The organism is Arthrobacter sp. AD-310, from assembly GCF_054656615.1.
Genome location: NZ_BAAHNO010000025.1, coordinates 103,706 through 119,012, shown reverse-complemented (window position 1 = coordinate 119,012; position 15,307 = coordinate 103,706). Strand labels below are relative to the sequence as shown.

The following is a 15,307-nucleotide window of genomic DNA, read 5'->3' as shown; positions in this document are numbered from 1 at the left end:
AGCGTGCTGTCCGCCCTTTCCGGCCGGTCTCCAAGCGCTACCCCAGGTCCCCACCGGCCACCGGAAGAATGCTGCCGGTGAGGTAGGAGGCTTCATCGGAAGCGAGGAACACGATGGGTGCAGCCTGCTCGTCCAGCGTTCCGTAGCGCTTCATGAAGGATGACTCCACCGTCTGGTCCACGATGACCTGGTACCAGGCCTTCTCGGCGGCCGATTCGGCCTCCGGTCCGCGCTTGACCTTCCGCGGCGGGGCCTCGGTGCCGCCGGGCGCGGTGGCAACCACGCGGATGCCGCGGCCGGCCACCTCCATGGCCAGCGCCTGGGTCAGGGCATTGACGCCGCCTTTCGCCGCGGCATACGGGACGCGGTGCATGCCGCGGGTGGCCACCGAGGAGACGTTGACGATGGTCCCGGAGCCTTGCTCAAGCATGGCCGGCAGCACCGCCCGGCAGCTCCAGAGGGTGGGGAACAGCGAGCGGCGGATCTCCTTCTCGATCTTCTCCTCGTCGTATTCCTCGTAGGGGCGGGCCCAGATGGTGCCGCCAACGTTATTGACCAGGACGTCCACCCGCCCGTGGGCTGCGAGGGCCGCCTTTACCGCCTGGGTGGCGCCGGAGAATGTCTCCAGGTCCGCCGTGACGGACGTGGCGGAACCGCCGGAACCGGACGCCTTTGCGGCCGCCTCGATGCCGCGGGCAATATCGTGCACCAGGTCCGCGCGGTCTACCAGGACCACTTTCCCACCTTCGGCCCCAATGCGTTCGGCCACCTTCTGGCCGATGCCCTGGGCTGCGCCGGTGACGACTGCCACCCTGCCGGCGAACCTCCCCGGGGTCACGAATTGCCCGGCGTACGGTTCAGCCATCAGAGGGCGGCCTTGGCATCGATGGCGCTGGCCATGGTGTCCTTCGCGTCGTGGGCGTGAGCGGTGATGACGGCGCGGAGGTGGTCCTTGTCGCCGCGTTCGAACGCGTCCACGATGTCCAGGTGGTCCTGGGTGACGCGGGCGAAGATCGGCGTACCGGTTTCGAGGGCTGCTGCCATCTGGGCGTGGACGTCCAGGCGGCGGTAGGACTCAAGCAGCATAGGGTTGTCGCAGATCATGAAGAGGTACTCATGGAATTCCTCGTTGGTGCGCGCGAACTCCTCAGGGTCGGTGATGTTCCCGCCGTCCACTGATGCCGTCGTGGCTTCGGCGAGCCGGCGGAACTGGCGCAGCTGCTCTTCGCTGAGCCGGCCCAGCAGCAGTTCGCTGACGGCCAGCTCCAGGCCCATGCGGGCGTCCAGCTGGGCGAAGCTGTCCTCCTTGCGGAAGTCCAGCCGGCCGGTTTCCAATGAGGAGACTGCCTCGCTGCGGGTCATGGTGTCGCCTTCGGCCTGGATCTTTGCGGCCGCGGCCGGGGCACCCGTTTCGGCGTCGCCGCCGGTGGTTTCCTTCGGCGCGAAGCGCTCAAAGTAGAAGTTGGCGGGTTTGATGCCTTCGGTGTCCAGCCACTTGGAGACGGCGTTGACCATGGGGGGCGGACCACAGAGGTAGATATCGACGTCGCCCTCGTTGAGGTGCTTCGGCTCGATGATCTGGGTGACGTAACCGGTGTGCGGGGCGGAGGTTCCCGGCTCGGAGGCTATGTAGTCCCAGGTGAAGCCAGGCAGCTTGGCCTCGTAGGCGCGCAGCCAGTCCAGGCCCACGATGTCCGCCTCGCGGGTGAGCCCGTAGATGAGGTGGACCGGGGTGGACGGCGGATTTTCGGAAAGCTTTGCCAGAATAGACAGGAGCGGAGCCAGTCCGGTGCCGCCGGCCAGGAGCAGGAGGGGCCGTTTGGGTTCACGGAGGAAGAAGGACCCATACGGGCCGGTGAAGTCGATGGCGTCACCCACTGCGGCGCGGTCGCGCAGGTACTCGGACATGGCGCCTTGCGGGGTTACACGGACCATGAAGGACGCATCGTCCACCTCGGGACCGCTGCTGAAGGAGTAGGAGCGTTCGGCGTCCGTCCCGGGGACCTTGAGGTTGACGTACTGCCCGGGCAGGAAGGCCAGCGCATCCCGGTTGTCCACCTGGAGGGTGAAGGACACCGTGGTGTCCGTGTGCCGGTTAAGCTCCTTGATGGTGGAGCTAAAGGTGGCGGCCGCGGTTTTGGCCGACTCCGATGTAGCCGGGATCTGGATAGCCAGGTCGGACTCCGGGACGGCCTGGCATGTCAGCATGTAGCCCTTTTCGAGCTCCTCTTCGGTCATGGCGTCGTCAATGAAGTCGCCCGGATCGAACGAGCCGGAATCGCAGAACGCCTTGCACGTGCCGCAGGCTCCGTCACGGCAGTCCGACGGGATGTTGATGCGTGCCTTGTAAGCCGCGTCCATGACGGTCTCATAGTCTCCGACCTTGATGACTTTGGTAACGCCGTCTTCGAAGCTGAGTGCTACTTTGTGGCCCATGGGGTCCTCCTGACTGGGCGGGCGCGTCGTCGCGTCCCGGGAAAAGTTCGAGCGTGCCTGGCGGGCACTGAATGGGACCTGCCGTGCGGCGCCCGGGAAGTCCGGGCGCCGGCGCGGGGAAGGTCAGATCATGTAAACGTCCACCACGTGGTGGATGTAGTCGTTCTTCAGGACAACCTTCTTCTTCAGGATCACCGGCTCCGGGCCGGACAGGTCGATCGTGTAGAAGCTGGTCCCGAAATACGTGTCCGTCGTGTTGTAACGGAAGTAAAGGGTGAACCAGTTGAAGCGCACCTCGACCTTGCCGCCGTCGTTCGCCAGTACCTCGATGTCCGTGATGTTGTGACCGGTGCGCGGCTCGGGAAGGGAGGTTGCCGACGACCGGTCGGTCTTGATCCGGAACACCCGATCCTCGATGCCGCCGCGGTTGTCGTAGTAGATAAGGGAGATCTCGTTCTGGGGGTCCTGCGTCAGCTGGTCGTCCACGTCCCAGGCCGGCATCCAGAATTCCGAATCCGGGTGGTAGCACTCAAGCCACTCATCGAACTGTCGGTCGTCCAACAGGCGGGCTTCCCGGTATAGGAACGCCCGGACGGTCTCAAGGGTGGCGATCTCCTCCGCGGTCTTCAGGACCGGGGCGGTGTGGGTCAAGGTGGTCATTGGTTCTGCGCTTTCTGTGGTTCCGATGGGCTCTGGTTCCCGTGCTCTGCCAGGTGAAGGTCTGTCAGGCGGAGACGGGGACGGAGTCAGCCGCGGAACGCTCCTCTTCTTCCAGCGCCCGATCCATGACTTCTTTCCAGTACCCGTGCTGGATCGGGTAGAGCCCTTCATCTTCGGCTCGCACGCCGGAGGCAATGACCCGCGTCATGCCGAGGGCCTGGGCCTGCTCGTCGGGGCCCGCGATCTCGTGCGTGGAGCCGCGGGTCATGTCATTCCACGGGGCGGTGGTGGCCCAGTAAGTCTTGTTGCAGGACCGGAACTCCTCCAGGTCGTCCGGCGTGGCCATGCCCGTGGCGTTGAAGAAGTCCTCGTACTGGCGGATGCGCTTGGAGCGGTTCTCCTGGGACTCGCCCTTGGGAGCGACGCAGTAGATGGTTACCTCGGTCTGGTCGGCTGAGATCGGCCTGAAGTGGCGGATCTGCGAGGAGAACTGGTCCATGATGTACACGTTCGGGTACAGGCAGAGGTTGCGTGAGATGTTGATCATGAAGTTGGCCATCTCCTCGCCGTACTTGGCCACGAGCTCGTCGCGGCGGTCCCAGAGAGGACGGTCCTCGGGGTTGGTCCATTCCTGCCACAGCAGCAGGTGGCCATGGTCGTAGGAGTAGAAGCCGCCCTTGACCTTGCCCCATTTACCGGCGTCCATGGCCTTGGTCTTGTTGGCGGAGTCGCCGGCGCTGCGGCGGGCGGTGGTGGCGGCGTAGTTCCAGTGCACGGCCGTGACATGGTAGCCGTCGGCGCCGTTCTCGGCCTGGACCTTCCAGTTGCCGTCGTACGTGTAAGTGGACGATCCACGCAGCACCTCGAGGCCATCGGGTGACTGGTCGACAATCGAGTCGATGACCTTGGTGGCGTCCCCGAGGTGCTCCTTGAGCGGAAGGACGTCGGCCTTGAGCGAGCCGAAGAGGAAGCCGCGGTAGGACTCGAAGCGCGCAACCTTGGTGAGGTCGTGCGAACCATCTTTATTGAAGGTCTCAGGGTAGCCGGCGTTCCGGGAGTCCTTGACCTTGAGCAGTTCGCCGGAGTTCTTGAAGGTCCAGCCGTGGAAGGGGCAGGTGAAGGTGGTGCGGTTGTCCGTCTTGCGGCGGCACAGCATGGCGCCGCGGTGCGAACACGCGTTGACGATGCAGTTGAGCTTCTCGTCCTTGTCCCGGGTGATCATCACGGGGGTGCGGCCGATGTAGGTGGTGAAGTAATCACCCACGTTGGGGATCTGGGACTCGTGGGCCAGGTAAACCCAGTTGCCCTCGAAAATGTGCTTCATCTCAAGTTCGAAGATCTCTTGATCAGTGAAAATTTCGCGCTTGGCGCGGATTATGCCGTTCTCGCGGTCGTCGATCACGGCGTCGGCAAGGACCTCGCGGGCATGGGTCAGGTTCTCGGTCATGGCGTGCTCCTCCATTGGAGATTGCTGGACGGATGGTCGGGAGGTCCGGGCCTGGGCAGCAGTGCCACGGCGGACGTGAGAGCAATTCTTCCGCTTCGTGACTCCACTCACATCAGGCAAACACCTAGGGTCGACCAAGGGTGTTTTTATGTATTGATAGTTATCGAAAAGCCGCAGGATCGATATTTGTAGCGTCCTTATCCTCCGGCCTACCATGAACCGACATCACGCGATGCCGCGAGGCAGCAGGTTTCCTGCGCCAGCGTCCCGCAGCGGGTGCAGGAAACCCTCCTGGCCCCAAATTCAACGACGAAGGTGGAGACCGCCATGACTGAGACCCAAGTGGATACCCGGAACGAGAACGAGGGCACCGCCATCGAAGCCGGCTCTAAGGCCACTGAACGCTTCGCCGCATCCGGCAAGCTTTCGGATCTTCACGTCCCCAAGGAGCGGGTGAGCATGCTCGCCGGTGCTCTGATCAAAGCCGCCAACGACATCGTCGTTGAGCACCAGGTCACCTACGAGGAGTACAACGCCCTGAAGGCCTGGCTCATCAAAGTGGGGACCGACGGCGAGTGGCCCCTGTTCCTCGACGTATGGCTTGAGCACACGGTAGAGGACGTCAACTCCCAGGAGCGTCCCGGCACCAAGGGCACCATCGAGGGCCCCTACTACGTGCCCGGTTCTCCGGAGCTTGCAACGCCTGCGACTGTCCACATGCGCGATGACGAGGATGGTACCCCGCTGCGCTTCACCGGCCAGTTCACTGACACCAACGGCAACGCCCTCCAAAACGCACAGGTAGAGATCTGGCACGCAGACGCCGCCGGCTTCTACTCGCAGTATGCGCCGGGCCTGCCCGAGTGGCTCTTCCGCGCCACGGTCAAGGCTGACGACCGGGGCCGCTTCGAGATCAACACGATGCGCCCCGCGCCATACCAGATTCCCACGGATGGGGCCTGCGGCCAGCTCATCGAGGCAGCAGGGTGGCATGCCTGGCGCCCTGCGCACATCCACATTAAGGTCTCGGCTCCGGGCTACCAGCCCGTCACCCAGCAGCTCTACTTCCCGGGCGACCCGCACAACGCCGACGACATCGCGTCGGCAGTCAAGCCCGAACTGATGCTCGATCCCCGTCCCCGCACCGACGGCGGCGACGGCGAGGAAGTTGTCTACAACTACATCCTCGCCAAGGAAGGGCAGACGAAGTAGGAACTTCTGCAGACAGCCGGCGCCGTGGCCCTTGGCCCGGAACCGTAGGCGCCTCGGGAAGCACACGCTCCCGGGGCGCCTTGCTTTCGCCTCCGGCCAAGACCCTACCGACTGCAAGCCCGCGAGCCCAACGGTGCTGGCCCCGCTGCCGCCGCTGCCCCCGGAATCCGGCCCGCCGGTCCCCGGCGGTTTTTTCGTGACCCGGCCGCGCCCAGTGAATCCACCGGTCCTTCCGGTTCCGCCACAGGATCAAAGGGCCGACAAGGGCTGGGGGCTCGGCCCGGCCCCCGGGATTAGGGCAGGTGTCCCCATGGCCCGCAAGACACCGATGCCAGAGAATGAGGACGGCGCCTCTGCTGGGTGGCCCGGACGATATTGGTTCGTCCGCCTACGACGCCACCATGGGCAACGAACTCTTCACCGACGGCCCCGTCGGACGGAACGGATGGGGCGTCCAGGTCAACAACAACGCCGCATCCCTGATCAACAATACGTACGCGTACATCATGATCTACGACAACCCCGGCTGCGAAGGCTACGCCTGGTACATCCAACCGGGGGAGCGTCTCAACCTGGGCGCGATGAAAAACAGGGTCAGCTCAATTCACGTAGCTTACAACGGCGCGGCATGCCTCGACCGGGACCAGTCCTGGGCCTAGTCATTGACTGGCCGAGGGCTGTAAGGATGGGCCTACTCCGCAGCGTCAAGAACACTGGCTTGGGTATCAGAGGGACTTGATAGGACGCGGGTCCGCAGGACAGTGGCCGGCACCCGTTGCCGGGTGCCGGCCGCGTCCGGAACGGATGGTGCACAACCGAAGATAGCCTCTGCAGGCAGTCAAACAGCCGCCCAGCGGCTGCGTCGGCTAAAGAAATCGGCCCATCAGAGTTCCGAGCTGACCAAAACCAGAAGCTACGGCACGAACCTGAAGCGCCGAGACACAGCATTCCTACAGAGCGAAGATGCTCCATCCGGCCTGGTGTTTGGCGCCGGGGGCCAGCCGGATGAGGTCCTGCCCGCTGTTGAATGCGTCAGGCGGGCAGGTCATCGGCTCCACCGCGAGGCCCAGCCGGTTGGGGTGAGGCGGCTGCTTGTCCGCGGTGTGGATCTGGAGCCAGGGGCAGGTCCGGTCCCAGGCCATGCCGACACCGGTTCCGCTTGGGTCCCCGAGCAGCACACGGGCCTGCCCTCCGTCGTCGAACGCCAGATCCGTGAAGGCGTGGTCAATTTCCGTGGCGCCGATGGGCCGTGCTGAGCGGAAATCAAACTCATGGCCCGCCACGGTGCGCGTTTCCTTCGGCAGCAGGCGGTCCGGGGTGACCTCCAGGAAGCTGCTCGCGGGAATTTGAAGGGTCCACTGATCCAGCGGTGACGGGCCCGCCACCAGGTACGGGTGGGGGCAGACGCCATAGGGCGCCGTGCTGCCGCCGAGGTTCTCAGCGGTCACGGTGCTGTACAGGCCGTCCTTCGCGAGGCGATACTCGACGGCGATACGCAGCGCGTGCGGGTATCCCGCCGTCGGCTTTGGAGAGCAGGAAAGCGTCACGGACGACTCGTCATGCGCCTCAAGCGACCACTCCAGCGGGAACACGAGTCCGTGGAGGGCGCAATGCCGGTCGGTTTCGTTGACCGTAACCTCGTACTCGGAGCCGTCGAAGGTGTACCGGCCGTCGGGGATGCGGTTGGGCCAGGGTGCCGCGACGATGCCCCGGTAGTCCGGGATCAGTCCGCCCTCCGGGAACGGGACGATCAGGTCCCGTTCCCGGAAGCGCAGCTCACGCAGGGCGCCAGCCAGCGCAGAGACGGTGGCGGTGTACTCCCCCGCCCGGATTCTGTACTCAGTTACAGTCCCATGCGCACTCACAGGCCGCCGGCCAGTTTGTAGTAGGCGGCGTTCCAGTTCAGGTCCTTCTTGAACTGGCGGATGGTGGTGCTTTCGTCGATGGTGAGCAGCTCGGTTTTGGCGATCTCGGCGAAGTCCTCGAACACGTCCATGCCCACCTGGGTGGACAGCACGGTGTGGTGTGCGGCGCCGGCGGTGAGCCAGGCGGCGGCGGACGTGGCGAAGTCCGGCTTGGGCTGCCACAGGGCGCGGGCGACGGGCAGGTTGGGCAGCGGCTGGTCCAGGGGGACGACGTCGACGGCGTTGGCCACGAGGCGGAAACGGTCCCGCATGTCCGACAGGGCGACGACGACACCCGGGGAGGCATCGGCGTCGAACACCAGGCGTACGGGGTCTTCCTTGCCGCCGATGCCGAGCGGGTGGATTTCCAGCCGCGGCTTGGTCGCCGTGAGGGAGGGGCAGACCTCGAGCATGTGGGCGCCGAGGATCTTCTCGGACCCGGGTTCCAGGTGGTAGGTGTAGTCCTCCATCAGGGAGGCGCCGCCGGGAAGTCCGGCGCCCATGACTTTGGCGGCACGGACCAGGATGGCGGTCTTCCAGTCGCCCTCCGCGCCGAAGCCGTAGCCGGCGGCCATCAGCCGCTGGACGGCCAGGCCCGGGAGCTGGCGGAGCGCGCCCAGGTCCTCGAACGAGGTGGTGAACGCGGCCGAGCCGTTGGCTTCAAGGAAGCTGCGCAGGCCGAGTTCGATCCGGGCGCTGTACCGCAGCGAATCATGCCGGGCCGCGCCTGCGCGGAGCTCCGGCACCACGTCGTAAAGGTCCTCATACTCGGCAACCAGGGCGTCGACGTCGGACTCTGCAGCGCCGTGGACGGCGTCGGCGAGTTCGTTGACGGACCAGGTGTTAACTGCGACGCCGAAGCGCAGCTCGGCCTCGGTCTTGTCGCCTTCGGTGACGGCGACGTTGCGCATGTTGTCGCCGAAGCGGGTCAGCTTCAGGGTTCGGACGGCCGCCCAGCCGGCGGCCGCGCGCTGCCAGGCGCCCACCTGCCGCGCCACGTCAGGGTTGGAGACGTGCCCGACGACGGTCTTCCGGGCGATACCCAGGCGGGACTGGATGTACCCGAACTCGCGGTCGCCGTGCGCGGCCTGGTTGAGGTTCATGAAGTCGAAGTCGATGTCCGCCCAGGGCAGGTCGCGGTTGGCCTGGGTGTGCAGGTGCAGCAGCGGTTTGCGGAGGAGATCCAGGCCGGAGATCCACATCTTGGCCGGGCTGAAGGTGTGCATCCAGGCAGTGACGCCGATGACCGAATCATTGGAGTTGGCCTCCAGCGCGGTCCGGCGGATGGCGTCGGAATCGGTCAGGACCGGCTTCCACACCAGCCGCACCGGAATGTCGCTCGAGGCGTTAAGCCGCTCGGCGATCTCCTGCGACTGCGCGGCGACCTGCTTGAGCACGTCCTCGCCGTACAGGTGCTGGCTGCCGGTGAGGAACCAGACCTCGTAGCCGTCGAGGGAAGTGGATGCAGTGGTACTCATGGGTTCTCCTGGGAAAGGGGTTGGGGATGCAGCCGCGGGTCGGACTACGGAAGTCCGGCGGCCGGCAGGAACAGATAGGTCGTATGCAGCGTGAACGCTAACAATTTGTCAGTTCAGGGCTCCCGCCGGATCTTGCCCGTAGACGTTCTGATAGCGGTCGAAAAGTGAATCGATTGCTTCCGGAGCAATGGGGTGGGGGTTTCCCAGTTGACGGGAGAACAGCACGGAGCGGGCGACGTCTTCGACCATCACTGCTGCTTTGACTGCGTCACGGGCGTCCTTGCCGATTGTGAACGGGCCATGGCTCTTCATCAGTACAGCGCGTGAGCGATGCCCGGCAAGGGTCTCCACGATGCCGCGTCCAATTGAATCATCACCGATGATGGCGAAGGGGCCTACTGGGATTTCACCGCCGAATTCGTCAGCCATGGCAGTGGTCACGCACGGTATGGGCTCGCCATGCGCAGCCCAGGCCACGGCGTAGGGCGAGTGGGTGTGGACCACTCCCCCGACTTCGGGCATGTGCCGGTAAACGTAGGCGTGGGCCGCGGTGTCACTTGAGGGTGCTCTTTCTGAACCCAAGGATCCCGGGACCACCTTGCCATCAAGGGTGCAGAGGATCATGTTCTCAGGCGCCAGGTCGTCGTACATCACCCCGCTGGGTTTGATCACGAAGTAGTTGGTGCCCGGCACGCGGCCCGAGACGTTGCCGCCGGTCCATACGACGAGGTTGTAACGGACAAGTTCCGCGTGCAGCGTGCAGACTTCCACGCGAACCCGGTCGATGGCTTCTGCGACGTTGGCTGGAATGGTCATGACGGGCAGGTTCTCTTTTGCAGTAGTCATCGGGGTGATCCTTTAAGGGTGAGGGTATCGACGGCGGCACGCTGGACGGCGATTGCGGCGCTGTAGCGGTCCAGGTACGTGGTGAAGCCGGCGACGTCGACCGGGTCCGGATTGGTGGTTTCAAATGCTGCCCCGCCGAAGACGGTGTTCCGAAGGTATTCATCGAGGTCGTCGGAGGAGTCCGTAACGAAGGCGGACAGTACGGCAATCCCCCACGCCCCACCCTCGGATGCGGACTCCGCCACCGAAACGGGAGCGGCCAGCGCACCGGCAAGGAATCGCTGGGCTATCCCGGCGGTGCGGAACACCCCGCCGTGGGCGAACATCCGGTCGATTGCCACATTTTCGGCACTGAGCACGCGCATGCCGAGAACCAGGGTGGCGAATACTCCATAGAGCTGGGCCCGCATGAAGTTGGCGAGAGTGAACGCGCTGTCCGGCGTACGGACAACAAGGGGGCGCCCCTCACTGAGGCCTGCAACGGGCTCGCCCGCAAGGTGGTTGTAAGCGAGCACGCCGCCAGCATCTGCTTCCCCCGCGAGAGCTTCATGCAGGAGCGCCGTAAACGCGGCATCCGAGTCGATGGAGACCCCTGCCGCCGCAGCAAAGCGGGTGAAGAGTTGGACCCACGCGGCAAGCTCGCTGGCGCCGTTGTTGCAGTGCACCATGGCTACGGGAGCGCCGGCAGGGGTAGTGACTATGTCGATTTCATGATGCAGCCCCGCGAGCGGACGCTCAAGCACGACCATCGCGAAAATACTGGTCCCGGCACTGACATTCCCTGTGCGTGGCGCTACGGAGCAGGTTGCAACCATGCCCGTTCCCGCATCGCCTTCCGGCGGACAGAAAACAGCTCCCGGCCGCAACGCCCCAGTCGGGTCGAGCAGTAAGGCGCCGGCTTCAGTCAACGATCCAGCCTTGTCACCCGCAACAAGGACTTCAGGTAGCAGTCCTCCAACTTCCAGTCCTGGAGCGGTCTCGGCAACGAGGGCGCCGTATCGCTTCAGCAACCCGGCATCGTAGGTGTGCGTTGAGGTGTCGATGGGAAACATGCCCGAGGCATCACCAACGCCGAGGACTTTCCGGCCGGTCAGCCGCCAGTGGACATAGCCCGCGAGCGTGGTCATGAAGTCGATCTCCGGTACGTGGGGTTCCTGGTCGAGGACAGCCTGATGGAGGTGCGCTACGGACCATCGCAGGGGAATGTTCATCCCGAAAAGCTCGGTGAGTTCATGGGCTGCCGCGCCCGTGGTTGTGTTCCGCCACGTCCGGAAGGGCACGAGCAATTCGCCATCGCTGTCGAAGGCAAGATAGCCATGCATCATCGCCGAGACACCGATTGAACGCAGAGCGGTGGGACGCACTCCATACCTGCGCTCCGCGTCGGCCAAAAGACCAGCGTAGGCGGCCTGAACCCCCGACCAGATGCTCTCCAGCGAGTACGTCCAGAAGCCATTGTCAAAGGCGTTCTCCCAGGTAAAACTCCCGAGCGCAAGCACGGTTCGGGGATCATCGCCGATGAGGCAGGCTTTGATGCGGGTGGAGCCGAGTTCAATTCCCAGGCGACCTCGTCCGGAAAGGATGGCTTCGGCCGCGCTGGCGGCGCCGGGAGCATTCACAAAAGACCCTTAGTGTTAGCGCTAACAAGATTTCGAATCCCAATGTACTGCACCTGAGCATGAACGTCCATAGGCTCTATCACTTCGAGCAACCGAACCCGGCCGGGAGAGCTGCCGTTGCGGGTTTCATTCCTCCAGCAACTTCAACACCATGAGATGGGACACTCAACATATCGTGTACGGCATGGACATCACCTTCATTGCTAACGACACTCGTGGCGGGGTCGAGCCCTATATCGCTCTCGCTCGCGAAGCAGCTTCGCGTGGGCACCGGGTGAACGCCGCCGCACCTGCGGATTACCAGGTCCAGTTCGTCGCGGCCGGTGTACGGTTCACACCCCTGCGGGGCGCCGATAGGGAGGCCATCACAGCAGTGGGCGGCCGGGTGTCCATACACGAAATGGGCCGGCTTGTGAGTGTGCTGGCGCAGGACTGGGCTCTTGACACCGCGGAGCTTGCCCGGGGGTCGCATGTGATCGTGTCCGGCATCGGCGGGATGGGTCTGGCTCGGCCCGTCGCGGCTGCTACCGGAGCCGCTGTGCTGCGCGCGCACCTGCAGCCACTGGAAGCACCCAGTACCGAGTATCCCGGTCCTCTCGCCCCGGGATTGGACCGCCGGGGTCCGATCGGCCGCCGAGTGTCGCACAGTATCACTGCCGCCGGGACGCGGCTGCTCCTTCGAACGCCGGAGCGCGTTGCCCGCACCGCTCTCGGCGTCAAGGGCTCGCCTGAGGTCGTCCTGCCGGAGATCCTGTACGGGTTCAGCAGTGCAGTGGTCCCCGTCCGGTCCGATGCACACACCCGCCGACTGGCGACGGGGTATTGGACCCTGAGCAGCAACGGCTCCGTGCCCGATCCGTTGCTGTCGGAGTTCCTCGACGCTCCGGGCCCGGTCGTGAGCATCGGATTCGGCAGTATGCAGACCGACGACGGACCAGCCTTGCGTCGAATCGTTGACGAGGCTGTCCGCCGCGTCGGGGTGCGAGCGGTGCTGCTTACGGGCTGGGGCGCTCTCGCGGGCGGCATTGACCAGGACGAGCGTGTGTTCTCAACACCATCTGTCCCTCATGACTGGCTATTCCCCCGGATGTCCGCGAACGTGCACCACGGCGGGGCCGGTACCACGGGCGCAGCGATCGGGGCTGGTGTCCCCACGGTGATCGTCCCGTTCGGCGCTGACCAGCCGTTCTGGGCGCAGCGGGCCCACCGGCTCGGCGTCGCGCCAAAACCCATCCCGCGGCGCAGGCTCACCGCAGCGAACCTGGCCGGCGCACTTGAACAGGCACTCAGCGACGCAGACATGATCACACGGGCACGGGAATTGGGAGCCCTGCTGGGCCAGGAAACCGGCGTAAGGACCGCCGTCGACGAGATCGAGTCCGCTGTGGAGCGGCGGCGGTGACACGACGCTTGGTTTTGACCACTGAAGTCTGAGACAAACGGCGGTTCGAAAACCTGGTGGTTGCTCACTCATCCTGGCGCCAGAACAAACCCTTCGGACCAGTCCGGCGACTCACTCCCGAAAACAACAACCCCGGTAGGCAGCGTCGGTGGCGTTGGAGATTGGTGGGTTAGGTCCGTGGGTGACGAATAATTCTTCGCTGTGTAGCTGCGGCGATGGCCGCGGTGCGGTTGTCCACGCCGAGCTTGCCGTAAATGTGCACCAGGTGGGTTTTCACGGTGGCTTCCGAAATGAAGACCTGCTTGGCGATGGCCCGGTTGGACAGGCCCGTGGCCAGCAATTCCAGCAGCTGCACCTCCCGCGGGGTCAGCGACGTGCCGGGGTTGCTGATCCGGTCCATCAGCAGCGCGGCCGCCCGCGGCGCCAGGGCAGTGCCGCCGGCTGCGGCCTGCAGGACGGCCTGCCGCAGCTGTTCCGGCGGGGCATCCTTCAGCATGTAGCCGCTGGCCCCGGCCTCCACGGCCGCGAGGATGTCCGCATCCGTGTCATAGGTGGTGAGGATCAGCACCGGCGGCGGCGCGGGCAGTTTTCGAATCTCGGCGGTGGCGGCCACACCGTCCATCCCGCCGCCCATCTGCAGGTCCATCAGGACGACGGCGGGCGGTTCCCCCAGCGCCGTCAGCCGGGCCAGTTCGTGCAGCGCCGCCCTGCCGTCCGGGGCTTCCGCGGCGATGGAGATCCCGTCGAACCCGGCCAGCATGGCGCGCAGTCCCGCCCTGACCACCGGGTGGTCGTCCACCAGCAGGACACGGACCCCGGCGGCTGCCTCCCCGGCCGCTGCGTCGAAGTCCGCTGCTCCCCCGGTCACTGTCCCTCCACCGGCAGCCGGATGGCCACCACGGTGCCCTCGCCCGGCGCCGATTCCAGCTCGAGCTATCCGTTCAGCGCGGCCACGCGCTCCCGCAGCGAGCGCAGCCCGAAGCCGCTGCCGTCGTGCCGTGCGGCACCCGCCGCAGCTCCCGGAGCGAAGCCCGTGCCGTCGTCGTAAATGTCCATGGTCACCTCGCTGCCCAGGAACGCCAGGGTCACGACGGCGGTGCCGGCGTCCGCATGTTCCCGGACGTTGGCAAGGCTAGCCTGGGCCGCGCGCAGCAGGGTGACGCGGACCGGCTGGGGCAGGTCGGCGGGATCGCCGTCCACCTCCAGCCGGCAGCGCAGCGGCAGCCCGGCTGCCGCGGCCTGCGTCTCGGTGGCCGCGCAGAGCCGGTTCAGCGCATCCACCAGGGAGCGCCCCTCCAGCTGCGGGGAGGACAGGCCGCGGACAAAACTCCGGGCCTCCGCCAGGTTATCCGCCGCGGTCCGCTGCATGAGATCCAGCTGCGAGGCGGCCGCCGCTGCGTCGCCCCCGGACAGCGACTGTTCCGCAGCCCGGCCCAGCAGCACGATGCTGGACAGCCCCTGGGCCAGGGTGTCGTGGATTTCCCGGGCCAGCCGCTCCCGCTCGGCCAGCATCCCGGCCTGGTGCTGCGACCTGGCCAGTTCCTCGCGGGTGCGGCGCAGCTCATCGGCCGCGAGCCGCTGGTTCCGTGCCTCGCGGTAGAGGGCAGCGTAGGCCAGGCCGGTGATCACGGAGAACAGGGCCCCCAGCACCGGCCCCACCACGGCGGCCACGTGCGGCGCGGGCGTGCCGCCGGCCGCCCACTGCGAGAGGATCACCGCCGCGGTCATCAGCGCAATGGCACCCAGCGCGGCACGGCGCGGGAGCAGGTGCAGGTGCAGGAAGAACAGGGGGAAGGCCAGCCAGGCGAAATCGGCGCTTCCCGCCAGCAGGACTGCCCAGAGCGCGGTCACCAGTCCCAGCCACAGGAGGGCGTAGCGGCGGGGGTCCGCGCCGGTCCGGCCCTCCGCATGCCGCTTCTCCAGGACGGTTCCGGCCAGGTAGACGACGGCAAGGACGACGGCGGCGCAGGCCCACACCCAGCGCAGCGCACCGCCGGCCATCAGCATCCGTGCCAGCGCCACGCCCAGCAGGACGGCGAAGCCGGTATGCAGGGTGACCCGCAGGACGCGGAGGATGGCCGCTGACGACGCATTTTCCAGGGCGTCCAGGGGTCCCCGCCCGGGTACGCCGCCGGCCTGATCCAGTGCAGGGGGCAGTGGCGTGGCAGGCATTTCCCCAGCTTATGCCGGGACGGCGGGCAGGCCATCAACCGAATGGTTGACTCCGGGATCAACCCCCTGTCCCCGGCAGATCAACCATCCCCGCGATGCCCGCGCGGGACGCCGCCGGAAGAGTGGAAGGA

The 15,307-nt window shown here is 65.8% G+C and carries 12 protein-coding genes and 1 pseudogene; 3 read left to right on the top strand and 10 right to left on the bottom strand.

The genetic code is table 11. From position 1 onward, the window contains the following. Positions 1 to 37 precede the first annotated feature (37 nt). The 4 genes from ACYQ1Z_RS15460 to benA form a co-directional block, all read right to left on the bottom strand. A complete protein-coding gene (locus ACYQ1Z_RS15460) occupies positions 38 to 865 on the bottom strand; it encodes a 1,6-dihydroxycyclohexa-2,4-diene-1-carboxylate dehydrogenase (protein ID WP_459793430.1) in 828 nt (275 codons plus the stop codon). Continuing rightward, entirely contained in the window at positions 865 to 2,436 is a 1,572-nt protein-coding gene (benC, locus tag ACYQ1Z_RS15455; protein ID WP_459793429.1) for a benzoate 1,2-dioxygenase electron transfer component BenC, read from the bottom strand. Before benC ends, ACYQ1Z_RS15460 begins: the two co-directional genes overlap by 1 nt. Positions 2,437 to 2,559: 123 nt before the next feature. After that, a complete protein-coding gene (gene benB / locus ACYQ1Z_RS15450; RefSeq protein ID WP_459793428.1) occupies positions 2,560 to 3,096 on the bottom strand; it encodes a benzoate 1,2-dioxygenase small subunit in 537 nt (178 codons plus the stop codon). A gap of 64 nt (positions 3,097 to 3,160) precedes the next feature. Further along, positions 3,161 to 4,543, bottom strand: a complete 1,383-nt coding sequence (benA, locus tag ACYQ1Z_RS15445; RefSeq protein WP_459793427.1) for a benzoate 1,2-dioxygenase large subunit — start codon at positions 4,541 to 4,543, stop codon at positions 3,161 to 3,163. A gap of 327 nt (positions 4,544 to 4,870) precedes the next feature. On the opposite strand from benA, the gene catA reads away from it, so the two are divergent. Both catA and ACYQ1Z_RS15435 read left to right on the top strand, forming a co-directional pair. Then, entirely contained in the window at positions 4,871 to 5,755 is an 885-nt protein-coding gene (gene catA, locus ACYQ1Z_RS15440) for a catechol 1,2-dioxygenase (protein WP_459793426.1), read from the top strand. A gap of 338 nt (positions 5,756 to 6,093) precedes the next feature. Next, positions 6,094 to 6,414: a peptidase inhibitor family I36 protein gene (locus ACYQ1Z_RS15435; protein WP_459793425.1), complete on the top strand. Its 321-nt coding sequence runs from the start codon at positions 6,094 to 6,096 to the stop codon at positions 6,412 to 6,414. A 291-nt stretch (positions 6,415 to 6,705) separates the two neighbouring features. On the opposite strand, the gene ACYQ1Z_RS15430 is transcribed toward ACYQ1Z_RS15435, so the two are convergent. The 4 genes from ACYQ1Z_RS15430 to ACYQ1Z_RS15415 all read right to left on the bottom strand — a co-directional run bounded on the left by ACYQ1Z_RS15430 (position 6,706) and on the right by ACYQ1Z_RS15415 (position 11,602). Beyond that, positions 6,706 to 7,620, bottom strand: a complete 915-nt coding sequence (locus tag ACYQ1Z_RS15430) for an aldose 1-epimerase family protein (RefSeq protein WP_459793424.1) — start codon at positions 7,618 to 7,620, stop codon at positions 6,706 to 6,708. After that, positions 7,617 to 9,137, bottom strand: a complete 1,521-nt coding sequence (gene araA / locus ACYQ1Z_RS15425; RefSeq protein ID WP_459793423.1) for an L-arabinose isomerase — start codon at positions 9,135 to 9,137, stop codon at positions 7,617 to 7,619. The genes ACYQ1Z_RS15430 and araA overlap by 4 nt, the downstream gene beginning before the upstream one ends. Before the next feature lie 108 nt (positions 9,138 to 9,245). Further along, positions 9,246 to 9,953 (bottom strand): L-ribulose-5-phosphate 4-epimerase, encoded by a 708-nt coding sequence (locus ACYQ1Z_RS15420; protein WP_459793445.1) that lies wholly within the window; start codon positions 9,951 to 9,953, stop codon positions 9,246 to 9,248. Positions 9,954 to 9,979: 26 nt separating this feature from the next. Continuing rightward, positions 9,980 to 11,602: a xylulokinase gene (locus ACYQ1Z_RS15415; protein ID WP_459793422.1), complete on the bottom strand. Its 1,623-nt coding sequence runs from the start codon at positions 11,600 to 11,602 to the stop codon at positions 9,980 to 9,982. Positions 11,603 to 11,786: 184 nt separating this feature from the next. On the opposite strand from ACYQ1Z_RS15415, the gene ACYQ1Z_RS15410 reads away from it, so the two are divergent. Further along, positions 11,787 to 13,004, top strand: a complete 1,218-nt coding sequence (locus tag ACYQ1Z_RS15410) for a glycosyltransferase (RefSeq protein ID WP_459793421.1) — start codon at positions 11,787 to 11,789, stop codon at positions 13,002 to 13,004. 169 nt (positions 13,005 to 13,173) lie between these two features. Here the strand turns inward: ACYQ1Z_RS15410 and ACYQ1Z_RS15405 are convergent, their stop codons facing one another. Together ACYQ1Z_RS15405 and ACYQ1Z_RS15400 are read right to left on the bottom strand one after the other, a co-directional pair. Beyond that, positions 13,174 to 13,872 carry a response regulator transcription factor gene (locus ACYQ1Z_RS15405; RefSeq protein ID WP_459793420.1) on the bottom strand — a complete coding sequence of 233 codons (699 nt, stop codon included), beginning with the start codon at positions 13,870 to 13,872 and terminating at the stop codon, positions 13,174 to 13,176. Positions 13,873 to 13,940: 68 nt separating this feature from the next. Next, positions 13,941 to 15,176 (bottom strand): annotated as a pseudogene (locus tag ACYQ1Z_RS15400) (sensor histidine kinase); the annotation flags it as partial. Between the last annotated feature and the right edge of the window lie 131 nt (positions 15,177 to 15,307).